Annotated in this window: 19 protein-coding genes, 1 pseudogene and 1 other annotated feature; of the genes and pseudogenes, 17 read left to right on the top strand and 3 right to left on the bottom strand. The window is 54.5% G+C overall.

Annotation, left to right across the window (positions count from 1 at the left end; translation table 11 throughout):
• Positions 1-67 precede the first annotated feature (67 nt).
• From hemC to murC, 11 genes are all read left to right on the top strand, one after another.
• Positions 68-997 carry a hydroxymethylbilane synthase gene (gene hemC / locus IEV46_RS06145; protein ID WP_188430983.1) on the top strand — a complete coding sequence of 310 codons (930 nt, stop codon included), beginning with the start codon at positions 68-70 and terminating at the stop codon, positions 995-997.
• Positions 994-2502 (top strand): uroporphyrinogen-III synthase, encoded by a 1509-nt coding sequence (locus IEV46_RS06140; protein WP_188430981.1) that lies wholly within the window; start codon positions 994-996, stop codon positions 2500-2502. The genes hemC and IEV46_RS06140 overlap by 4 nt, the downstream gene beginning before the upstream one ends.
• Positions 2499-3476, top strand: coding sequence for a porphobilinogen synthase (gene hemB / locus IEV46_RS06135; protein ID WP_188430979.1), 978 nt, complete (start codon positions 2499-2501; stop codon positions 3474-3476). The genes IEV46_RS06140 and hemB overlap by 4 nt, the downstream gene beginning before the upstream one ends.
• 266 nt (positions 3477-3742) lie before the next feature.
• Positions 3743-4075: a hypothetical protein gene (locus IEV46_RS06130; RefSeq protein WP_188430977.1), complete on the top strand. Its 333-nt coding sequence runs from the start codon at positions 3743-3745 to the stop codon at positions 4073-4075.
• Between the two features lie 27 nt (positions 4076-4102).
• On the top strand, positions 4103-5392 hold the full coding sequence (gene hemL / locus IEV46_RS06125; protein WP_188430975.1) for a glutamate-1-semialdehyde 2,1-aminomutase: 1290 nt from the start codon (positions 4103-4105) through the stop codon (positions 5390-5392).
• 204 nt (positions 5393-5596) lie between these two features.
• The gene (locus IEV46_RS06120; RefSeq protein ID WP_188430974.1) at positions 5597-6904 is read left to right on the top strand and encodes a LysM peptidoglycan-binding domain-containing protein; all 1308 of its coding nucleotides are present in this window, start codon (positions 5597-5599) and stop codon (positions 6902-6904) included.
• A 74-nt stretch (positions 6905-6978) separates the two neighbouring features.
• Positions 6979-8040: a phosphotransferase gene (locus tag IEV46_RS06115; RefSeq protein ID WP_188430973.1), complete on the top strand. Its 1062-nt coding sequence runs from the start codon at positions 6979-6981 to the stop codon at positions 8038-8040.
• A 406-nt stretch (positions 8041-8446) separates the two neighbouring features.
• A complete protein-coding gene (locus tag IEV46_RS06110; protein ID WP_159439696.1) occupies positions 8447-8608 on the top strand; it encodes a hypothetical protein in 162 nt (53 codons plus the stop codon).
• 310 nt (positions 8609-8918) lie between these two features.
• Positions 8919-9152 (top strand) — a binding site (T-box leader).
• Between the two features lie 37 nt (positions 9153-9189).
• Complete coding sequence (locus tag IEV46_RS06105) at positions 9190-11844, top strand: valine--tRNA ligase (RefSeq protein ID WP_188430972.1); 2655 nt, start codon at positions 9190-9192, stop codon at positions 11842-11844.
• A gap of 196 nt (positions 11845-12040) precedes the next feature.
• Positions 12041-13363 carry a bifunctional folylpolyglutamate synthase/dihydrofolate synthase gene (locus tag IEV46_RS06100; RefSeq protein WP_188430967.1) on the top strand — a complete coding sequence of 441 codons (1323 nt, stop codon included), beginning with the start codon at positions 12041-12043 and terminating at the stop codon, positions 13361-13363.
• 23 nt (positions 13364-13386) lie between these two features.
• Complete coding sequence (murC, locus tag IEV46_RS06095; protein WP_188430965.1) at positions 13387-14778, top strand: UDP-N-acetylmuramate--L-alanine ligase; 1392 nt, start codon at positions 13387-13389, stop codon at positions 14776-14778.
• A 282-nt stretch (positions 14779-15060) separates the two neighbouring features.
• On the opposite strand, the pseudogene IEV46_RS18605 reads toward murC, so the two are convergent.
• Positions 15061-15201: pseudogene (locus IEV46_RS18605) on the bottom strand (hypothetical protein); the annotation flags it as partial.
• Between the two features lie 449 nt (positions 15202-15650).
• On the opposite strand from IEV46_RS18605, the gene IEV46_RS06090 reads away from it, so the two are divergent.
• On the top strand, positions 15651-16454 hold the full coding sequence (locus tag IEV46_RS06090; protein WP_188430963.1) for a GNAT family N-acetyltransferase: 804 nt from the start codon (positions 15651-15653) through the stop codon (positions 16452-16454).
• Between the two features lie 264 nt (positions 16455-16718).
• Positions 16719-17366 carry an SCO family protein gene (locus IEV46_RS06085; RefSeq protein WP_188430960.1) on the top strand — a complete coding sequence of 216 codons (648 nt, stop codon included), beginning with the start codon at positions 16719-16721 and terminating at the stop codon, positions 17364-17366.
• 18 nt (positions 17367-17384) lie between these two features.
• Here the strand turns inward: IEV46_RS06085 and IEV46_RS06080 are convergent, their stop codons facing one another.
• Positions 17385-18617 carry an ABC transporter permease gene (locus IEV46_RS06080; protein WP_188430958.1) on the bottom strand — a complete coding sequence of 411 codons (1233 nt, stop codon included), beginning with the start codon at positions 18615-18617 and terminating at the stop codon, positions 17385-17387.
• A complete protein-coding gene (locus IEV46_RS06075) occupies positions 18614-19348 on the bottom strand; it encodes an ABC transporter ATP-binding protein (RefSeq protein WP_229735932.1) in 735 nt (244 codons plus the stop codon). Before IEV46_RS06075 ends, IEV46_RS06080 begins: the two co-directional genes overlap by 4 nt.
• Positions 19349-19486: 138 nt before the next feature.
• Here IEV46_RS06075 and IEV46_RS06070 point away from each other — a divergent pair, with 138 nt between their 5' ends.
• The 4 genes from IEV46_RS06070 to IEV46_RS18330 are packed head-to-tail and all read left to right on the top strand — an operon-like array spanning position 19487 to position 22450.
• The gene (locus IEV46_RS06070) at positions 19487-21385 is read left to right on the top strand and encodes a terpene cyclase/mutase family protein (RefSeq protein ID WP_188430956.1); all 1899 of its coding nucleotides are present in this window, start codon (positions 19487-19489) and stop codon (positions 21383-21385) included.
• Between the two features lie 24 nt (positions 21386-21409).
• A complete protein-coding gene (locus IEV46_RS06065) occupies positions 21410-21703 on the top strand; it encodes a hypothetical protein (RefSeq protein ID WP_188431199.1) in 294 nt (97 codons plus the stop codon).
• Positions 21595-22224, top strand: coding sequence for a hypothetical protein (locus IEV46_RS06060; RefSeq protein WP_188430954.1), 630 nt, complete (start codon positions 21595-21597; stop codon positions 22222-22224). The genes IEV46_RS06065 and IEV46_RS06060 overlap by 109 nt, the downstream gene beginning before the upstream one ends.
• Complete coding sequence (locus tag IEV46_RS18330; RefSeq protein ID WP_188430953.1) at positions 22175-22450, top strand: hypothetical protein; 276 nt, start codon at positions 22175-22177, stop codon at positions 22448-22450. The genes IEV46_RS06060 and IEV46_RS18330 overlap by 50 nt, the downstream gene beginning before the upstream one ends.
• Positions 22451-22465: the final 15 nt, after the last annotated feature.

The raw sequence follows: 22465 nt of genomic DNA, 5'->3' as shown, positions 1-22465 counted from the left end.
ATTTCAAGCAACATCCTTGAGGCGGGGGAAAAGCTGCCGGACCGTCTTTCATAAGGAGGAGAGGATCGTGCGAACCATCGTCGTCGGAACGCGACGCAGCCAGTTGGCGGTCACCCAGACCCAATGGGTGATGGATCAAGTGCGGGACCAGCTGCCGCAGGATTGGCAGATGAGGTTGGAGAAGATGGTGACCCGTGGGGACCGGATTCTGAATGTCACCCTGTCCAAAGTGGGTGGAAAAGGGTTGTTTGTCAAAGAGATTGAACGGGCATTGTTGGACGGTCGTATCGATTTTGCCGTCCACAGCATGAAGGATATGCCCGCCGAGATGCCGGAGGGTTTAACCTTCGGTGCGGTCACCCGACGGGAAGACCCGCGGGATTGCCTGTTGTCCCGAAGAGGTGAAGGACTGGAGGATTTACCGGAAAATGCTGTTGTCGGAACCAGCAGTCTTCGACGCCAGGCCCAGATCCTGGCATATCGTCCTGATCTGCGGGTGGAGCCGGTTCGGGGTAACCTGAACACCCGGTATCAAAAATTGATGAATGGTCAATTTGATGCCATTATCCTGGCTCAGGCAGGGATTTCCCGGATGGGCTGGACAGACAGGGTGACCGGGATTTTGCCTGAAGAGGTGATGTTGCCTGCGGTGGGTCAGGGGGCCCTCGCGGTTCAGTGCCGAAAGGATGATCAAGAGATGCTTGAGTTGCTGGAGGAAGTGAATGATCCGGTGACAGAACGGGCCATCATTGCGGAACGTACGTTCCTTCAAGCCTTTGAGGGAGGTTGCCACTTGCCGATCGCAGGCCGGGCCACGGTGGACGAGGAGCACATCCGTCTCCGGGGATTGGTGGCTCACCCCTCGGGCACTCCGGTACTTCGGGAAGAAGCGGAGGGGATGGAACCAGTGGAGCTGGGGCGCCGTCTGGCCCGGGAGTTGATGGAGAAAGGAGCACGCTCTCTGCTGGAGGAAGTGAAGAAAGGGATGGAAGAATGAAGGGGGCACAGCTTCCGAATGTTGTCGTCCCGTTGGTCGGGGCCGGTCCCGGCAATCCCGACTTGTTGACCCTGAAAGGTCGGGAGATACTGGGGCAGACTGACATTCTGTTTTACGATCCCAGAGTGTCTCCGGCGTTTTTTCAATTTCTTCCGGAAGGGTCGCGGCGGGAACCGGCGGAGACGGGGACTGCCGGCCCGGAGATCCTCCGGGCCTGTCGGAGCGGAAAGCAAGTGGTCCGCCTGGTGAGTGGGGATCCCTATCTGGATCGGGGGACCGTTTCTGAAGCATTGGAGCTCGCCGCCATGGGAATTCGGACAGAGCCGGTTCCCGGGATACCGATGGAGACGGCGGGACTTGCCTATGCGGGAATTGCCCCCGCCTTTGGTGCCCGCGGCAATTGGATAGCATGCCGGTTTGCGGAGGCGGACTCCCATGGATGGGAAGGTGTTGCCGGTTTTTCCGGTACCCGGATCATCTTTCTGGAGGGACATGGGGTTCAACAGGTGGCCGGGAAGCTCCTCTGCTCCGGTTTATCCAAGGATACTCCTGTTGCCCTGATTGAAAAGGGAAGTGGGACGGAACAAAGAGTGTGGACAGGTTGCCTCGATGGAGTGACTAAAGGGTATGAACGGCATTCCGCCACCCTGTTCATTCTGGGAGAAGCGGTTGAGTCCAGAGAGCATCTCGCTTGGTTTGAGAGAAAACCCTTGTTCGGACGGCGTATCCTGGTCACCCGGGCCAAGGGGCAAAATCAGTCCATGGCGGAAAAGATCAGACGGATCGGTGGGGAGGTTGTGGAATTTCCTACCGTCGAGATCCGTCCTCCCCGACAACAGGAGCGATTGGATCAAGCCTTGCGCCATCTGGAGACTTATGATTGGGTCATCTTTACCAGTGTGAATGGAGTGGATTTTTTTTTCCGCCATCTGAAGCGTCTGAACATCGATATCCGTCAAATGCATCGGGCCCGACTGGCTGCTGTCGGCCCCCAGACGGCACAAGCTTTGGAAGGGAAGGGGCTTTGGGTGGACATCCTTCCCGAAGCATACAAGGCCGAAAATCTGATCGAGGCGCTGAAGCCCCATGTGCGTCCGGGGGAAACCGTGCTGCTTCCCCGTGCCAACATTGCCCGAAAACTGTTGGCCACAGAGCTGACTGCCTGTGGCTGTCAGGTGACTGATGTGGATGTCTATGATACAGTCCCCGGTTCTCAGGGAATCGGGGAGGTGGCCGGGATGCTAAAACGGGAAGATCTTCACTTTTTGACATTTACCAGCTCATCCACGGTGCGCAATTTTGCGAAGGCACTCAGTACAGTGGAGTCTGGATGGAAATCGTTGCTGGACGGAGTCCGGGTGGTCTGCATCGGGCCGATCACTGCACAGACTGCGGAACAATATGGCGTGAAGGTGGATGCGATTGCCGAGACCTATACTGTCGATGGCCTGATTGACGCCATAATTCACTTGACATCATCAGCAGTTGAGGAGGAATCGAAATGAAATCCTTTTCCCGTCACCGCCGGCTGAGAAGTGGGGAGAACATCCGCCGGATGGTCCGGGAACACCAAGTTTCCCCGGATGACTTCATTTATCCCCTCTTTGTCGTGGAGGGGAGCGGTATCAAAGAAGAAGTTCCTTCCATGCCAGGGGTGTTCCATTTTTCCCTCGACCGTTTGAACGAAGAAGTGGATGAAGTGGTGGAACTTGGCATTCCATCGATCATCCTGTTTGGAGTGCCGGAGGATAAGGATGCCTGTGGCAGTTCAGCCCATGCTGATGAAGGGATTGTGCAACGGGCCATCCGTCAGGTAAAAGAGCGGCATCCCGATCTGTATGTAATGGCGGATACCTGTCTCTGTCAATACACGGATCATGGTCATTGCGGTGTGGTGGAGAACGGGGAGATCGTCAATGACGAATCCTTGCGTGTATTGGCCCGAACGGCTGTCTCACAAGCCCGGGCCGGGGCGGATCTGATCGCTCCTTCTAACATGATGGACGGATTTGTGACTGTGATCCGGGAGGCTTTGGATGAGGCGGGATTCCCTCACATCCCAATCATGTCTTACGCGGTCAAGTATGCCTCCGCATTTTACGGTCCCTTCCGTGACGCGGCCCACTCCACCCCTCAATTTGGGGATCGCCGTACTTACCAGATGGATCCGGCCAATGCCAGAGAAGCTCTTCGGGAAGCCGCCTCCGATGTGGCGGAGGGTGCCGATCTGCTGATGGTGAAGCCGGGGCTGGCCTATATGGATATTATCCACCAGTTGAAGGAGAATTTTCACCTGCCCGTGGCCGCCTACAATGTCAGTGGGGAATACTCCATGGTGAAGGCTGCCGCCGAAAAAGGATGGATCGATGAGCGGAAAGTGGTTTTGGAGACATTGACAGGGTTGAAGCGGGCCGGGGCGGATCTGATCCTGACTTATCACGCCAAAGATGCGGTACACTGGCTGACAAACCGAGCCTGATGGGTCTCCTAGAAGTATTGTGGATTTACTGCGTTTGAAGGCGGTCGGAATTGGATTTCACATGACCTTTTCGTTGTTCTTAACTGTCAAAATCACTCCATGTGAAACCCAACCCTCCCTGCATAGCGTGACCGGGGAGTGAAGCGACCTAGGCATGACTTGTGCCCTGTGGGTATGACGGCTTTTTCACAACCCTTCTGACAGGAAAACAGGACCATTTATCGAACGAGTGTACTGGACACAGCGGATGTCAAGGAGGCGGAGGAGTGGCCGAAACCTATTCCCTACGGTGGTTGCGGGCAAAAACAGAGAATCGTTCCGTTATCATCCCGTTTGAGGAAGCTTGGCTTTCACTGGAGATGCCGGGGCCCTTCAATTTGAAGAGTTGGTCGGTGACCGTGACGGGAATCGAGGCGTCAGGAGCGGAATTTCTGGACAGCTGTTATTACTATGGGGATCAAACCCTGGCTCTGGAGATGGAAACCCCTGGAGGCAAAAAGCTTAGCGGAGCAGTGCGGATCCGTTCGGTGGCAGTGGGTCCCCGGGCCCGGGCTGTTTTTGACGGTGCGGGGTTCCTGAATGGATTTGAATTTTTGTAGCGGCTGAGAAAAAGGAGGGATGGACCGTTGACGAGAAGTTTTGACCGGTCGGCGGCCTATTTTGAGGAAGCGAAACAGGTGATTCCCGGGGGAGTGAACAGTCCTGTTCGTGCTTTTAAAAATGTGGGGATGTCCCCGGTATTCATCCAACGGGGAGAGGGCTCCCGGATTTATGACGAAGACGGCAATGAATACATCGACTATATCTGTTCCTGGGGTCCACTGATTCTGGGACATGCCCACCCTGTTGTGGTGGAAGCAGTAACACAGGCCGCCGCCCGAGGAACCAGTTTTGGAATCCCGACTCAGATGGAGACGAAATTGGCGCGGTTGGTGACACAGATCGTTCCCGGAGTGGAATCGGTCCGAATGGTCAATTCCGGAACGGAAGCGACGATGAGTGCCCTGCGATTGGCCCGGGCTTATACGAAGCGGAACAAGATTCTCAAGTTTGAAGGGTGTTATCATGGTCACTCAGACAGCCTTTTGATTAAAGCCGGCTCGGGGGTGGCCACGTTGGGGTTGCCTGACAGCCCGGGGGTTCCCGATAATACCGGTCAACACACTCTAACGGTGCCGTACAACGATTTGGACAGTACCCGGGTTGCATTTCAGAAGTTTGGACACGATATCGCCGCCGTGATTGTGGAGCCGGTGGCCGGCAATATGGGTGTGGTCCCACCGGAACCGGGTTTTCTTGAAGGCTTGCGCCGCCTGACTCACCATTATGGGAGCCTCCTGATTTTCGATGAAGTGATGACTGGATTTCGTGTCGATTACCACTGTGCTCAAGGTCTGTTCGGGATTGAGCCGGATCTGACCACCTTGGGTAAGGTGATCGGCGGGGGACTGCCGGTGGGGGCTTACGGAGGAAAGCGGGAGATCATGGAGATGGTGGCTCCCATGGGTCCGGTCTATCAGGCGGGAACTCTTTCCGGAAACCCCATCGCCATGGCCGCCGGACACGCCACCCTGATGGAAATGGGAAAACCGGGTGCTTACGAATATCTGGAACAGCGGGCGATTCGCCTGGAGGAAGGGTTGAAACAAAACGCCGAAGAGGCAGGGATTCCTCATCATATCAACCGGATCGGCTCCATGATCTGCCTCTTTTTCACCGATGTGAGGGTGACCAGCTACGAACACGCGAAACAGGCGGATACAGAAATGTTTGCCCGGTATTTCAAGGGAATGATGGAACAAGGGATCTCCCTTCCTCCGTCTCAGTTTGAGGGAATGTTCATTTCCACTGCCCACACGGAAGAAGATATCGAACGGACCCTTGAGGCCAGCCGTCATGTGATGAAACAACTCTGAAACAAATCGAAGCTGCCGATTTCGATCGGTAGCTTTTTTCATTCGCCCACACGAACAGGGCTTCCTGTTCACTTGGACGGACAGGGCACAAGTATATCCCGTCGGGACCCGCATATAGTTACAGTAAGTCGGTAACCAGCGGCATCTTCTGTTCGGATGCTGTCGGTTTCATCGAGAGTGACGTCCAACAGAGGGGGGATTTTTTTGGCGGAGAGCAATCACAGCCAACTCCGGTTTGACATTCAGGAAAAGGTCCGATTGCATCCCCAGCAGCCGGGGATCCGGAGTCTGCTGGATCTGGATCTGTATCCGGATGTTGAGATCGAAGACCAGGGCACCCACCTGAAGATCCATGGCTATCTCCGTCTGAACGGGGAATATGTGGGTGGGGACGGAATGGACCCGTTGCCCGGCGGGGAGGGAGGCCGAGAGGATATCCGGGAGCGGCCATCAGAATCATCCGGTACGGAGGAGATCGCCTACGTGATCCCTGTGGAAATCACTCTGCCGGCGGATCGGGTGGATATGGATCAGGTCTCCTCAGAGGTTCAAACCTTTGACTACAAGGTTTTGTCGCCCTTTGAACTCCAGATCGAAGCGGTTTTGACCATCGACGGGCTTCTGGAAGATACGAAAAAAGAAGAAGATCCGGCTGTGGAAACCGTGGATCGGTTGGCCACCTTCTCTGTTCCGGATTCAGGTGGAATGGAGACAGACGGATCCCCGGAACAAGAGCAGGTGCAGGGTGAAGAGATGATGGACAGAGGTGAAGATTTGGAGGCCCAGCAAGGGGAATACCAGTTTGTCCATGTCGCCAGAAGTGATGCTGATGAGCAGGAGTCTCCAGAACAGATCACCTCACCGGATGAGGGGACAGTAGATGAAGAAGGCGACAGGGAGGATGGGTCGGATCCGTCCCCTGTTTCCGATGAGGTGGAGATGACTGAAGAAGCATATCCGGGTCAAGGGATGGGTTCCGAGACTCCCGAAGAAACATCGGCATATCTGAAGCAGTCAGAGGGTCAAGAAGTGTCCGACGAGCCGGAAGAAGACGGGAAGACTGTGGTGTTCAAGCCTGCATGCCCGATACGGGATCGGGAGGAGATGAACTTATCCGATCGCTTTTTACGGCAACCCCATGCAGAGGAATTTGACTTCCAAGAATTAAGTGATGAACGGGATAAGTTCGGGATTGAAAGGATGATCCATCCGGAATCGGAGGAGGAAACCGCCGATTCCCACAGCGAAGAAAAAACCGGCGAGGAAGCGGCGGATAGTAAGGAAGACAGCGGGGAAACGGATGGGACCGGTCTGGAGTGGGCCCGCTGGATATTGGGGGAAGAGAAGGAGCAGTTTGCCCAAATGCGGATGGTGATCGTCCATCAGGAGGAGTCCATTGAGTCGATCTCCGATCGTTACAAGGTACCTGCCAGCAAAATCATGACAATGAACCAGCTGGAATCCAATCAGTTGAAAGACGGTCAGATCCTCTATATTCCCAACAAGGGTTAAATGGGACCGGAAACGGCCGCTGCCGTGCCTTCACGGGCAGTGGCCTTTTTGGCGAATGAGAGGAGGAAAGGCGGTTGAAACTGGATCCCCAAACGGATGGCTCTGTAATTCCCCGAGTTTTTGCCGCTTTTGGATGGTCACCTGTACAGGTCCGCTATATCCGGGGAATTCTCCGGGTGGACACCGGAGACGGTGTGTTTGCCCTCAAAAAAACAGCGGCGGAACCGGCACAACTGACTTTTCTCAATCAAACCCTCATCCAACTGAAAGAGAAGGGTTATGAACATGTGATGTTGCCGGTAAAAACCAAAGAGGGAGACCGCCTTTTTGTGGAGGAGGAAGGCAGTTGCTGGTATGCACTGCCCTGGTACGGAGAGACAGCGGAAAAGGGGGACGAGGTATCTCCCACAGAACTGATCAGAGGGCTGGCCCGACTCCATAAGTTGTGTGAACCCTTGATTGCCGGCAAAAAAGCACCGGATTCCGCGATCGTCACCAGTGGGTTAAAGGAGAAAACAGAAGCGGGGGAACGGTTGAAACGATGGCGGGAGGCCGTATCGGTTCGGGAATATGCTTCTCCCTTTGAAAAAGCGGTACTTTCTCATGTGGATTATTTGGAAAAAGCCCTTCGCTTCTCTGTGGAAGGGTGGCGGAAGCAAAAGAGTGCGGGAGAAGTTTTTCCCCGGACCACATTGGTTCACGGACGTCTTCACCCCCACAATTTGTTGGTGGGGACATTCGGTTGGCGGTGGATCGATTTTGATCATGCACATGTCGGCACCCCTGTTTCTGACGTGGCCATGTTTCTGCGACGGTTTGTTCCTTTTGACCGGGATGAAGTGGTGGATCCCTTTGCCCTGTTGAGAGAATACGAGTCAGAATACCCTTTGAAGCAAAAGGAAAAAAGACTTTTGGCACTCCATCTGGCCTATCCAGAGGGGCCGATCCGGATGATCTTCGCCTATTACGACCGTCCGAACCGGTTGGAGGAAACCGTCGCGGTTCGCACACTGTCGGAAGAGATGGATCGCCTTCGCCTGTTCCGGGAGTGGGTGCAAAGTGTCTGGAAGCAAAAGGGGAAAAGCCCTTCGCCGAAAAAGCGTCGCGGGACAGTGAGTGTCCGTTCCAACCGGTGAAGAACTGGTGAGAATCTCTTCGTTTTGGTTGTTTGTTCCGCTGGTGCGCCGGTCAGTCACCGGCGTTTTTTGTATGGGAGAACTCCCAACCACGTTTGTATCGCCCGTAATGGAAGATAGAGAAGAAGGGAGAACAGTATAGCGCAGATGAGCTTCATGGAAACACACCTTCTTATGGAATTTGATTTCCCAAAACCAACAAAGTTTCCCTACGGAAACTATATGTCGTTTTTCTCTTTCCGGTTCGGGCCTGGGATGAAAAATGGGAAGCATAGAGAAGACTTTCCGGCGGAAAAAGGGAAGGAAGAGGCAGTTCCCAGTACAAGGTGAAGAAAAAGGGTGGACAATCTGTCGAGAAAGACGCAAAATAAACCATAGAGAACGGTGGGCAAAGGGGGTTTTTGTCTTGGCCGTGGTGAAATCGACGGTACGAAGTGTGTACCGGGGATTTCTGATATTGTTTGCTCTCAGCTTCCTGCTTCTCAGCACGGTGTTGCTGCTTGCCTTTTTGGCCAACCCGCAATTGATGTGGGAAAGTGTGCAGCAGGCTTTCGGCATGGTGAAATAAGCCGATGGATTGAATCGGGCTGGGAAATGCAGGTGTCGGATCTGATCCAGGGTATCATTTCATTCACTTGTGAGTCGGGAGTTTTTCTCCTGAAGGGGATGTCCAAGGGATTCACCGTAAAATCATGTCAGAATCTACAGGTGGCGGCATTCCCGTCAAGCAGTTTGGTGCAGTGATGACGGTACGACCGAATCACTTCCCGTGGAGGAAGGGCCCTCCGCTTGCTCGGGTTTGAAGGATTTGACGTGAGCTGCTCAGAGGGTTAGAATAAAAGAACCATGGAGACCGCCAGAATAGGGGTCTCCACAAATAATTGGCGATGACGGGAAGAGTAGGCGGAGGATCCTCTCCAGAGAGAAGGCCCCCGGCTGAAAGGTCTTCAGGTGTAATCCGCTGAACGTCACCCCGGAGCCGTCCGCCTGAAGTGAAGAGTAGGGCGGTCCGTCCTCCCGCGTTAAGGGATGAAGTGTATCGGACTCCCTTGCCTGTCGGTGAAAGGAGTTCGGTGAATAAAGGTGGTACCGCGGAACCTTCCGTCCTTTTGGATGGAAGGTTTTATTTACTTTGTGAGGGGGGTTAACATGGCTGAGCAACAGTCCCAACTGCCCACCGCTTACGATCCGAAGCGGGCAGAAGAGAAATGGTATGATTACTGGTTGGAGGGAGGGTTCTTTCAGGCGGGGAAACATCCGGATCAAGAGCCATTCACTATTGTGATTCCGCCGCCCAATGTGACCGGAAATCTACACATCGGTCACGCTCTGGACACCACCCTGCAGGATATCCTGATCCGTTGGAAACGGATGAAGGGATATGACGCCCTCTGGTTACCCGGAACGGATCATGCGGGGATTGCGACTCAGGCGCGGGTGGAAGCCCATCTTCGGGAAGAAGGGGTCAGTCGGCATGATCTCGGACGGGAGAAGTTTTTGGAAAAGGTGTGGGAGTGGAAGGAGCATTATGTCCAGGTCATCCATAATCAATGGAGGAAGCTGGGTCTTTCCCTGGACTACTCCCGGGAGCGGTTTACGATGGATGAAGGTTTGTCCCGGGCGGTGCGGGAGGTTTTTGTGCGGTTGTATAACAAGGGGCTGATCTATCGGGGCAAATATATCATCAACTGGGACCCCGCGGCACGGACGGCCCTGTCGGATATTGAAGTGATCCACAAAGAGGTTCAAGGGAAACTGTATCATATGAACTATCCCCTCAAAGAAGGCAACGGCCAAATCCGGGTGGCCACCACCCGTCCGGAAACCATGTTGGGGGATACCGGTGTGGCGGTTCACCCCGACGATGAACGTTATAAGCATTTGATCGGAAAAACGGTGATCCTGCCCATCGTGAACCGGGAGATTCCCATCGTCGCCGATGAACATGTGGATCCCGGATTCGGGAGCGGTGCGGTGAAAATCACTCCGGCCCACGATCCGAATGATTTTGAAATCGGTCAACGTCACGATCTAAAGCCGATTCTGGTGATGGACGAAACCGGTACCATGAACGAGCTGGCCGGGCCCTACGAAGGGCTGGACCGGTTTGAATGCCGGAAGAAGATTGTCGCCGATCTGAAGGAACAAGGGATCTTGACGAAAATCGAAGAACATACCCACTCCGTGGGGCACAGTGAGCGCTCCGGTGCTGTGGTGGAACCCTACCTGTCGACCCAGTGGTTTGTACGGATGCAACCTTTGGCGGAAGCTGCCATCCAGAATGCCAAATCCGGTGAAGGGGTTCGCTTTGTGCCGGACCGCTTTGAAAAGATCTATCTCCATTGGATTGAGAACATCCGAGACTGGTGCATCTCCCGTCAACTTTGGTGGGGCCACCGAATCCCGGCCTGGTACTGTGGCGAATGCGGGGATATGATTGTACAGTTGGAAGATCCGGACCGTTGTCCCCGATGTGGAAATGGAAAGCTCCGGCAGGACGAGGATGTGTTGGACACTTGGTTCAGCTCGGCTCTGTGGCCCTTCTCCACTTTGGGCTGGCCGGAGGAAACTGATGAATTGAAACGGTACTATCCGACGGATGTGTTGGTGACCAGTTATGATATCATTTACTTCTGGGTGGCTCGGATGATCTTCACCGCCCTGGAGTTTACCGGCAGCAAACCTTTCAAAGATGTCCTCATCCATGGATTGGTGAGGGATTCCGAAGGGCGCAAGATGTCCAAGTCCCTTGGCAACGGTCTGGACCCGATGGAAGTGATCGAGAAGTACGGTGCTGATGCGACCCGGTTTATGCTGTCCACCGGCAGCAGTCCGGGCAACGACATGCGCTTTCGGTGGGAGCGGGTGGAATCGGCCCGCAACTTTGCCAATAAGATCTGGAATGCTTCCCGCTTCGCTCTGATGCACCTGAACGGTGTGAAGCCGGGGGAAATTTCCTTGGAAGGAAAGCTGTCCACGGCAGATCGTTGGATCCTCCATCGTCTAAACGAGACGGCAGAGAAGGTTACCCGCAGCCTGGACCGTTATGATTTCGGGGAGGCAGGGCAGGTTCTTTATCATTTTATCTGGGATGAACTTTGCGATTGGTATATTGAGTTTGCCAAACTTCCATTGTACGGCGATGATGAAGAGGCCCGCCGTTCCACCCGGTCGGTGCTTGCCCATGTGCTGGATCATTCCCTTCGTCTCTTGCATCCCTTCATGCCGTTTATCACCGAAGAGATCTGGCAACATCTGCCGGTGGAGGGGGAAAGTATCACGATTGCTTCTTGGCCTGAAATGGATTCGGCCTATGCAGCTTTGGAAGCGGTTCAAGAGATGGAAGTCCTGATCGAGACCATCCGTTCGGTCCGTAACATCCGTGCAGAGATGGATGTACCGGTGAAGAAACAGATCGATCTCCTGATCCGGGCGGAAACGGAATCCCTCCCTGTCTTCCAAAACAATGTGGCAGCGATTCGCCGTCTGTGCGGAGTCAACCGACTGGAAGCGGATACCGGGATCCGCCGGCCGGACCGGGCGATGACAGCAGTGGTGACCGGTGCTGAGATCTTCCTCCCCCTGGAAGGCCTGATCGACATTGAGCAGACGATCTCCAGGCTGGAAGGGGAGCTGAAAAAGCTGGACAAAGAAGTGGATCGGGTGGAGAAAAAATTGTCCAACCAAGGGTTTATCAACAAAGCCCCTGCCCATGTGGTGGAGGAAGAACGGGTAAAAGGACAGGAGTATCGGGAAAAAAGGGAAAAAGTACGCAGCCGGTTGGCAGAATTGAGAGGAAGTTGATGATTTCTCCGGCACATTTCCTTTGGGACAAAGAAGGATGGGAAGTATGGCGGTTGATTAACAGGAGATGGACGGTGGAAGGGAATCGTGTACCGCTGCAACGAGAGCTGAGAGCAAAGGTTCAACGGTCGCGTTGCAGAACAGATTCCCATCATATGGACGGATAATCGACGCACCCGGAAAGGAAGAAACAAAAATGGCTGACGCACCGTTGTTTTCCACAGCGAAAGAGGTTCTTGACTGGATGGAGGAGGGCTGCACTCAGGGGATCCGTCCGGGACTGGAGCGGATGGAATGGATTCTCCGGCAGCTGAACCATCCGGAACGCCGCCTGAAGTTTATCCATATCGCGGGTACCAACGGCAAGGGGTCCACAGCGGCGATGGTCGCCTCCGTATTGCGGGAGGCGGGTTATCCGGTGGGGATGTTCACATCCCCGTATCTTCACCATTGGGGAGAGAGAATCACCTTGGACGGGAAACCGATTCCGGAGGGATCCTTTGTCCATTGGGCCAATCAGGTGGCACAACAGGTGGAAGAAATGGACCGCGAAGGTTTGGGTCGGGTGACCCCCTTCGAATTCTGGACCCTGGTGGCGATCCTCTATTTCGCAAAGGAAGCCGTTCCGTGGTTTGTGGTATGGGAGTCCGGACTGGGCGGACGCCTGGATTCCACCAATGTCGTGTACCCACTGGTCTCGGTCATCACCAATATCGGGCACGACCATACCCATATATTAGGGGGAACCTTGACCCAAATCGCCGGAGAGAAGGCTGGGATCATCAAGTCCGGCGTCCCGGTGGTCACTGCATGTGAAGAAGAGGAGGCACTCTCAGTCCTCTCCACCGTTGCAGAGGAGAAACAGTGCCGGTTGTATCGTTTTCACCGGGAATTTGATGCAGAACCCCGTTCCAATGGAGAGGATGGGGAATCTTTTTCCTTCAACAGTCCCTTCCGCTCTCTGGAGCGAGTTCGGATTCCGCTTCGGGGGGAACACCAGGTGAAAAACGGGGCGGCTGCCTTGATGACCCTGGAAGTTTTGCGGAAATATTATGCTACGGTGTTGGAGGAAGCGGAAGTTTTGAAAGGGATGGAGAGTGTTTGCTGGCCGGGTCGTCTGGAAGAGATCAAGCAACAGCCGTCGGTGTGGTTGGACGGGGCACACAATCCGGAAGGGGCTGAGGCTTTGGCCCGGGCTCTCCGTGATCTATCCTGTGACCGTCTTCTGCTGTTGACGGCAGTGTTGGAAGATAAAGATGCGACCGGGATTTTGAAGCCGCTCCTTCCCTTGGTGGATCGGGTGATGGTGACCGGGGTGGATCAACCGAGAGGGATGGATCCGGCCCGCCTGCGGGAGGTGGCGGCACGCTTGCGCCCTGATCTGGATATCAGCCAGGCAACCCGGGCGGATGAGGGGCTCCGCCGTCTGCTGGAGGAAACCGGTGAGCGGGATTGTATCGTGGTGGCCGGCACCTTGTTTTTGGTGTCGGAGATCAGAGAAAAAATTTTGTCGGAATAAGCCTTTGAGGGTGGGTGAGTTGGTTGAAACCGAAGGAACATGTACATTTCATTGGAATCGGCGGTTACGGGATGAGCGCCATTGCCCGTGTCCTGTTGGAGATGGGGTACCGGGTGACCGGTTCGGATGTGGCGGATAACAAGTTAACGCAGAGCCTGGCGACGCGGGGGGCTGAGATCCATATCGGCCATCAAGCGGTGTTGGTGGAGGGAGCAGATCGGGTGGTATACTCTTCCAGCATTCCCCGGGACAATGTGGAGTTGAAGGCAGCCCGGGAAAAGGGGATTCCTGTTTTTCACCGTTCCCAAATGCTGGCCGCTCTGCTTAACGATAAGCAAGGGATCGCCGTGGCAGGTGCCCATGGAAAGACCACCACCTCCTCCATGATTGCCCAGACCATGGAGGAAGGGGGAGCCGAACCCACCTACGTGATCGGGGGAGAGGTGGTCAGCCTCGGCAGCAACGCCAAAGCGGGCAACAGCCCCTACGTGGTGGCGGAGGCGGATGAGAGTGACGGCACCTTTTTGGAGTATTTCCCCGAGATCGCAGTGGTTACCAATATTGAACCGGATCACCTGGAGAACTATGAGGGCAGTTTTGAGAAACTGAAAGAGGCTTATCGCCGTTTCCTCAGCCAGGTGAAGGAAGACGGTGTGGTTATTCTGGGTTGGGACGATCCGTACCTCCCAGAGATCGCCGGGGAATGCAGAGCCCGTGTGATCACCTATGCCCTGGATCGGGAGGCGGATTACACCGCCACCCACCTCCAACAAGTGCTCAACCGGACCCAATTCACTGTAAATTATCAGGGAACCCCCCTCGGGGATGTGACCATCCATGTGCCGGGCCGTCACAATGTGGCCAATGCTCTGGCGGCTGTGGTCGTCTGTCTGGAAGTAGGTCTTCCCTTCGATACCATCGCGGAGGGGTTGTCCCATTTCCGTGGTGCCAAGCGACGGTTCCAGGTGATCGGGGAAGCAGACGGAATCCTGGTCGTGGATGATTATGCCCACCATCCGACGGAAATCAGAGCCACCATCAATGGCTTGAAAGCCCTGAATCGTCGTATTTTCGGCGTTTTTCAACCCCAACGATACTCCCGGACCCATCTGTTGATGGAGGAATTCAGTCGGGCTTTCACAGAGGCGGATGAACTGGTGATCACTGATATTTACTCTCCGCCAGGCGAACCTCCCATCGCCGGAGTCACATCAGAACGATTGGCTCAAATGGTGCGGGAGAACAGCAATCCCAACACGGTGTACCGGGCCACGAAGGAGGATGTGGAACTTCACTTGCTCCAACATGCCCGTCCAGGGGACCTGGTGATCACCATGGGTGCTGGGGACATTTGGCGCGTGGCCCACAACCTGGTCCCCGCCCTGAAAGCGAGACAGAAGGGGAAAGCCAAGTGAGAGAAGAGCAACCGTCCGCACCGGGCGGTTGTTTTTTTGTTTTGGGTCAACAAAAACCGCCGGGAGTCCCGAAACGGTTGGAATCGAAATCAGGATTGTGGCTACTCTTTCTCCCACCTTCGACCATAATTCAACAAGGTGGTGACCGTGCCAAAAAACGGTCTTCGATCTCTTCTTCCACATGAAAGTGCATGGATTGGTAAAATGCCCGACCGCCGGAGTTCTCCTTCTCCACCCAAGCAAACATATATCGAAGAGGGGATACGGCATCAATCAATTGATTCAAAAGGCGTTTACCGATCCATTTCCCTGAACGTCCGGAAACAGATAGATACGGGTCAGTTCGTATGCAGCAGGTTTCCTTTCAGCCAATTCCGCATAACCGACAATGCGGTCTTTGTCAGCAACTACATAAAATTGACGTTGCGGCCTGTTGCAGTTTGCTTTCTAGGACGCTCTCAAGCTGTCCAAGGAATACGCTTGGGACAGGAATGTTTGAATGGCTCTCTCCGGCAGGATTTCCCGATAGGTGTGAAGACAAACTGTTTTTTCACTTCTTGGACACTCGTTAAATCGGTCTCCCGGATTGGACGAAACTGCATTATTCCGCCTCCATGATATGATGGAATCGTATCTGGATATGACACGATGAACAGATTGCCCCATGATCGTGAGCGGTGTGGAATCCCTCCGGATGTTATTCATCATCTGCTTCTCAAACCCCTTTTCCGGGGAAGTTAACTGAAGCTGGTGCTCTGAAAGCGGGGAGGTCTGGTATGGAGGGGAAGGGTGGTGATCCGGTTTTCTCTTGTCAATTCATATTCCCGACGGTATAATAAATCCAATTTTTCCGGTGGAGAAAGGAGATACAGATGGGAATTCGGCAATTGACGGAGATGGACCGGGAGCAGACGCTGCGGTTTTTGGAGATGGAAAGTGCCCTCAACCTGTTTTTGATCGGGGATATATACAACTACGGATTTGATCAGGAGTTTCAGCAGTTGTGGGGGGATTTTGATGGGACAGGTCAGCTGCGGGCCGTGTTGCTCCGGTATCGGGGCAACTGGATTCCTTGGGCACCGGGTCCCTTTGATGTGGAGGGTTTTGCCGAGGTGATCCGCACCGGGCGGGAGACTGAGATGCTTTCCGGGATCGATCGAGTGACGGGAGCATTTCGGAGGATTCCCGGTTTGCCCTTTCGCTGGGACAACCGGCGGCAGACTCATTTTGCCCGCTTCACCGACGCCGACGGGCTGAACCGGCTGGAGAAAGAAGTTTCCCTGCCCATCCGGCCCATGACCTTGGAAGATGTGCCACTCTTATCCCGCCTGTCTGAACAGATCGCGGAATTTGACAGTCGGGACCGGGCGGAGGAGTTGCGGGCATCTCTGGAATCGGGAGATGCCCGGGGATACTGGGCGGAAGATGGGGGCCGGGCGGTGGCCATGGCCCGGACTGCGGCGGAAAATCCCGCGTCGGCGATGGTGGTGGGGGTGGCCACCCACCCTTCATACCGTCGGCAGGGACTAGCCACCCAGCTGATGATCCGATTGTGCCGGGAAGTGTGGAGTGAAGGGAAAAGTTTGTGTCTCTTTTACGATAACCCCGGGGCGGGAGCCATTTACCGCCGTCTGGGATTCCGGGAGATCGGAATCTGGAATATGATCGGTGTCTGAAATGTTTGTGACGACTTTGCAAGGGGATGGACATGGGGTGCTCCTATGGGCTACACTATAGAAGAGGCGTTTCCATGATAGTCTGCACCGGCTGGCCCAAAAAAGCGTTAAAAAACATTACAGGGAAGGTTGGGTTCCACATGGATCGTCTTCGGATTGTCTGAACAAATGAAGCCGAATGTGAAACCCAATCCCGACCGTCCAAGCACGAACTGAAGGACAACATCCCAATGGCCGGACGGGTTGCCGAAAGGAGAGCGTACCATGTCGGATGCGAAATGGCGTCGTAGGCGGATTTCACTCCTGCTGGTCCTGGTCTTGGTGTTTGCGGCAGGTTGCGGGGCCGCGACGGAGGATGGGAAAGAGACCGATGGTTCCGGACAGCAGGAGGAGCGGGAAGCATTAAATTGGGAGGTTCCCGATTTTCAGTATAAGGATCAGAACGGGAAACCCTTCGGCCTGTCCGACTTGAAGGGGAAGGTATGGCTATCCAATGCGATGTTCACACGTTGTCCCGATGTTTGTCCGCCGATGACTGCCAATATGAAAAAAGTCCAGGATCGGCTGAAAAGTGAGGGACTGGAGGTTCAGATCGTCTCCTTCAGTGTGGACCCCACCCATGATACTCCCAAGGTGTTGAAATCCTTCGGGGAGAAATTTGACGCCGACTTCGGAAACTGGCACTTTCTGACCGGATACAAGGATGAGGAGATTCAAACCTTGATCCGGGACGGCTTTAAGGGAAGTGTCCAGAGAAATGAACCGGAATCCAAGGATGACCCGCTCACCATCAGCCATCCCGTCTCTTTTTTCCTGGTGGACCAACAGGGAAAGGTGTATGAGCGCTATGACGGGTTGAAACCGGATTTGGACCAACTGGTCAAGGATATCCGCAAGTTGGAAAAATCATGACAAACAAAGCTCTCTCCCTTACAGGAGGGAGCTTTGTTTATGAAGTCGTTTGGGCAACCAGACACGGCCCAGGATCCATGCCATACTCCAGCCGATCACGAGGAATAAGGGGAGTAGGGGAAATGGCTGTTTCCACAGCCACCATTGCAGCATCACCACTGCAGTGGCTTGTCCCGCCAACAGTCCAAAGGTGAGCCGGGCCCAATCGGTCCGCTTTTGCATGTCAGGGCGGGGATAGAGGCGAAACCAAGGTTGATAGCGGTGAATACGCCGAATCCAGGGAAGCTGAATTCCGGTGAGGAGCAAGCCCAGGGACAGCACCAGTGCCGACAGCCACCATTCTCCCCGCAGGTAGGCGACCAACAAGGCAGTCACCCCGGTCAACCGCACATAAACGCCGAAGGGTTCCCGATAACGAAAGAAGGTGCGCAGATAGAGATACAGATAGGTATTCTCCGGCCGAATGCGAAGGAGTCTTCGCAGAAAAGGGGTGAATAGGGGACGCGGTCTGATTTCATTGCCGGTCTGAGGCACATCGACGAAATGGCCGGCCAGCCGGTACCAGGCGGAGACGGTTCGTTCTTCCAGGCGGAGCAACCGATCCCAAGGGACGATCCGGTTGCGGGAATGCATCCGCCGATAATAGAGAGTGAGCCAGGCGAACCAGACCAAGGCAACCAGGAGTGGCCAACCAAATAATCGACCGGAGAAAAGCCATAATGTGATCAGTCCGTTGCTGCCCACACGCAAGAGGAGGAGGAGGGCGGGACGGTCTTCTTCCCGGAGTTCCAGCCAGTAAGCCCATAGGTTCCAGACTTTAAGAGGGATCAATATGGCCAAGGCCGCCAAAAAGTCCCACGCATCCCCCAGACGGGCGTGGAACAGGGGAAACAGAAAGCCCATCCAGAACATGACTTTCAATGACTGCATGATCCCGCTGTACAGAAGGCTCTTCCGGAAATATTCCCGGAGTCCTTCCTCCGCCGGCAACAGGAAAACGGGGTCCGCCGGTTTTACATAGGTGCGGATCCCGGTACGAGTGAGAATCCAAGTCAACAAGACTGTCATCAGAAGATTTGCCGGAAAACCTGGAGGAAGTCCCGATAGAAACGCCCGGTACCCAAAATAGATGAAAAGCAAGACCGCGAAGGGCAGGAAGTGAAGGCCTTTGGCGACCAAAGCGGTGTAACGGGCCCCTTTGATCCAGGCCTGCCTTCTCCGCTGACGAAACAGGGATGCGACAGGATTCATGACTGGTTCCCCCCTGCGGTATGGATGAAGAGTTCGTCCAAAGTAGCTTCGGGCATCCCGGTCTCTCTTCTCATCTCTTCCATGGTGCCCGCCAGAGCGATGCGTCCTTCCTGCAACAGGACAAACCGGTCACAGTTTTGTTCCGCTGTCGCCAACACATGAGTCGACAAAAGAATGCCGGCTCCCCTTTTTTTCAATTCCATCATCCATTCCAACAGGTTGTGGATGGCCAGCGGGTCCAGACCGATGAAAGGCTCGTCCACGATCAGCAGGGATGGCTCCACTAGGAATGCCGACATCACCATCACCTTCTGCCGCATGCCCTTGGAAAACGTACCGGGATACCAGTCAAGCTTTTTTTTCATCTGAAAGAGTTCCAGCAACCGTAATGTTCGTTTCTCAACCTCCTGCGGAGAAATTCCATAAGCCATCCCTGTCAGCTCCAGGTGTTCCCACAGGGTCAGTTCGGGATACAGATATGGAGTTTCCGGGATGTAGGCTATCCTCTTTTTAAAGGTGGAAGGATCTTCATCCATCCTGCGACCGTTAAACCGGATCTCCCCTCTTTTGGGACGGAGAAATCCGAGAATCTGCTTGATGGTGGTGCTTTTTCCAGCTCCGTTCAACCCGATCAGCCCCACCATCTCTCCGGGGGAAACTGTGAAGGAAAGATCATGAATGACCGGTTGACGTGCGGAATACCCACCTGTCAGTTTTTTTACTTCCAACAAAGACGGACCACACCTTCCCGATTTTATCTCTTTTGCATCTTATCTCAGACAGTGGCCCGGTGTCCAGGTTTTTCAAGTAGGAGAATACCCCACGGGAGTCTTCCATATGGTTGTAAAGAGAGAAAAGGGGGGAGAGGGTTGCGGCGTTCACCGGAACATCTGCAAGCAGCGGCCAATGGAGCGAATAAGCTGATCGGGGAGCTGATCCGGCAACAACAGACAGACGGACGTTGGATCTTCTGTTTTGAAAGTGGGGTTATGTCAGATGCATATATGCTTTTGTTATATGAAATCTTTGGAACAGGGAGACAAGAGTACCGGGAGGGAATGGCTCAGAGACTCCTGTCTCTTTCAGATAACGGAATCTGGAGGTCTTACCCCGATGAAAAGGGAGGGAGTGTCACTGCCACCTTGGAAGCTTCCGTTGCCCTGGTGGCAGCCGGGTTTAAGGAGTTGTCCGATCCCCTCATCCAGAACAGTCAGGCTTTTGTCCGGGAACAGGGGGGGATCGACGCGGCGGGGTCCTTGACCAGAGTGGCCATGATTTTGATCGGGCTTCACAGTTGGCCTGAAAACGCTCAGATTCCGATTAAACTATTTCTCCTTCCCTGGTGGTTTCCGATCAGTTTTTTCGACTTCGTCGGATTTACTCGGGTTCATGTGGCACCGATCCTGCTGGCATCCCATCGAAAATTCTCGGTCCATCTGCCCGGAGGTCCCCGGGATTTGGCTCATTGGAACGGGGAAGGAGGGGCAGGTGATGTTTCGGCCCGATCCCTCCGGTTGGACCAGAAGATCGATGAACTCCTGCCCCATATCCGACTGTCCGGCGGCGGGGGAAGGTTGGATCGGTTGGTCGAAGAACGCGGTCTCCGGTTTATCCTGGATCGGATCGAACCGGATGGTACATTGTACAGCTATTTCAGTACCACCTTTTTGATGCTCTTTGCTTTGATGGCGATGGGGTACCGAAGGGACCATCCACTTATCCTCCGGGCGATCAGCGGGTTGGAACGCTTTTATTTGCCAGTAAAAGGAGGGATCCATCTTCAGGAAACGACATCCACTGTGTGGGATACGGCACTGATCAGCTATGCACTCCAGGAAGCGGGTATGGCTGCGCATGATCCCGTAATCCAAAAGGCTGGGAGCTATCTTCTGAGCCGACAACAAACCCGCCTTGGGGATTGGGCCTTGCGAAATACCGGGGTGACTCCGGGGGGATGGGGGTTTTCCGATATCAATACGATCAATCCGGATGTGGACGACACTGCATATGCCCTTCGGGCTTTGGGCCCTTTGGCACGGCTGAACCCCCGGATTCATCAATATTGGGCTCGGGGAGTCCGATGGGAGCTGTCCATGCAAAACCGGGACGGGGGGTGGTCCGCCTTTGAAAAAAACACGGATAAAAAGTGGCCGAAAATTTTGCTGCCAAAATCGGATGCTCAGACGGTTTGGACGGATCCCTCCACGGCGGATCTGACTGGTCGCACACTGGAATGGATCGGTAACCATCTCAGTTGGAGACGGGGTCATCCCGTTGTTGACAGGGCCACCTCTTTCCTGTTGAAGATACAGGAATCCGATGGATCCTGGTTCGGCCGTTGGGGAATCTCCTATATTTACGGGACGTGGGCCGCTTTGACAGGACTGACTTCAGTGGGGTTCCGCCAGGGGCATCCAGCCATCGACAAGGGTGTACAGTGGTTGCTGTCTGTTCAGCAGGATGACGGGGGCTGGGGCGAATCTTGTTACAGCGATGTGGTTCGGAAATACGTTCCCTTGAAAATGAGTACACCTGTGCAAACCGCTTGGGCTGTGGACGCCTTGGTCGCAGTTCACGATGCCCCCACTCCGGCGATTGAAGCAGGAGTCCACCGTCTGTTGCAGTTGTGTGAACATCCCGGTGAGCCGGCGGAGTATCCCACCGGTGGCGGTCTTTCGGGACAGTTTTACATCTATTATCACAGCTATCGCTATGTCTGGCCATTGACCGCTCTGTCCCACTACCGAAGGAAATATGCAGAAAAATGATAGGAGTGGAAGGAGGCAAAGGGGGTGCCGGCAGAACATCTGCAGGCGGCGTCTGAACGGAGCCATCGGCTGGTGAATGAGTTAACCCGTCAACAGCAGGCGGACGGACGTTGGATCTTCTGTTTTGAGAGTGGGCCCATGACAGATGCCTATATGCTGTTACTGTATGAGATTTTTGGAACAACGGGGAAAAAGAGTTTCGGGAAGGAATGGCTGGGCGTCTTCTCTCCCTATCGGACAATGGGATCTGGCGGCTTTATCCCGATGAAAAGGAGGGAAGCATTTCAGCCACTATGGAGGCCTCTTTTGCTTTGGTAGCCGCCGGGTTTAAAGATCCTTCGGATCCGCTCATCCAAAACAGTCAGGCCTTTGTCCGGGAACAGGGAGGGATCGCCGCGGCGGGGTCCCTGACCAAGGTGATGTTGACCCTGATCGGTCAGTACAATTGGCCGGATCTTGAACCCCAGGTTCCGATCAAGGTATTCCTTCTTCCCTGGTGGTTTCCCATCAGTTTCTTTGATTTTGTCGGGTTTACCCGGTGTCATGCGGCACCGATTGTGCTGGCATCCCATCGGAAGTTTTCCCTCCGGTTGCCCCGGGGTCCCCGGAACGTGATCCCTTGGAACGGAGAAACAGGGGGCGGATATGGCTTGACCGGTTTTACCGGATTGGAGCGGAAAATCGATGAATTGTTGCCTCATCTCCCTCCATCCATCAGTGGCGGCGGATTGAATCAACTGGCCGAGGAAGCAGAATCGCTATGGGGATTGGGCACTGCGAAACCCGGGGGTGCCTCCAGGGGGATGGGGATTTTCCGATATCAATACGATCAATCCTGATCTGGACGGTACCACCTACAGTCTTCGTGTTCTGGGTCCCCTTGCCCAGGTGGACGGACGAGTCCGCCAAGCCTGGGAGAGAGGAGTCCGCTGGGCTTTGTCCATGCAAAACCGGGACGGAGGGTGGTCCGCTTTTGAAAAAAACACGAACAAAAAATGGCCTATGATCCTGTTGCCCAAGACTGATGCCCAGACGGTCTGGACCGATCCCTCCACTCACATCTGACAGGTCGTACCCTGG

Origin of the sequence: Kroppenstedtia guangzhouensis (assembly GCF_014637345.1) — a bacterium.
In the GTDB taxonomy this organism is placed as follows: Bacteria; Bacillota; Bacilli; order Thermoactinomycetales; family DSM-45169; genus Kroppenstedtia; species Kroppenstedtia guangzhouensis.
This window is presented reverse-complemented; position numbering and strand designations above follow the sequence as displayed.

Bases quoted from the DNA above. Each gene is read 5' to 3' on its own strand.
- IEV46_RS06140 (WP_188430981.1), top strand. From the start codon at position 994: ATGAAGGGGGCACAGCTTCCGAATGTTGTCGTCCCGTTGGTCGGGGCC.
- hemB (WP_188430979.1), top strand. From the start codon at position 2,499: ATGAAATCCTTTTCCCGTCACCGCCGGCTGAGAAGTGGGGAGAACATC.
- IEV46_RS06105 (WP_188430972.1), top strand. From the start codon at position 9,190: ATGGCTGAGCAACAGTCCCAACTGCCCACCGCTTACGATCCGAAGCGG.
- IEV46_RS06100 (WP_188430967.1), top strand. From the start codon at position 12,041: ATGGCTGACGCACCGTTGTTTTCCACAGCGAAAGAGGTTCTTGACTGG.
- IEV46_RS06090 (WP_188430963.1), top strand. From the start codon at position 15,651: ATGGGAATTCGGCAATTGACGGAGATGGACCGGGAGCAGACGCTGCGG.
- IEV46_RS06085 (WP_188430960.1), top strand. From the start codon at position 16,719: ATGTCGGATGCGAAATGGCGTCGTAGGCGGATTTCACTCCTGCTGGTC.
- IEV46_RS06080 (WP_188430958.1), bottom strand. From the start codon at position 18,617: ATGAATCCTGTCGCATCCCTGTTTCGTCAGCGGAGAAGGCAGGCCTGG.
- IEV46_RS06060 (WP_188430954.1), top strand. From the start codon at position 21,595: ATGGCTGGGCGTCTTCTCTCCCTATCGGACAATGGGATCTGGCGGCTT.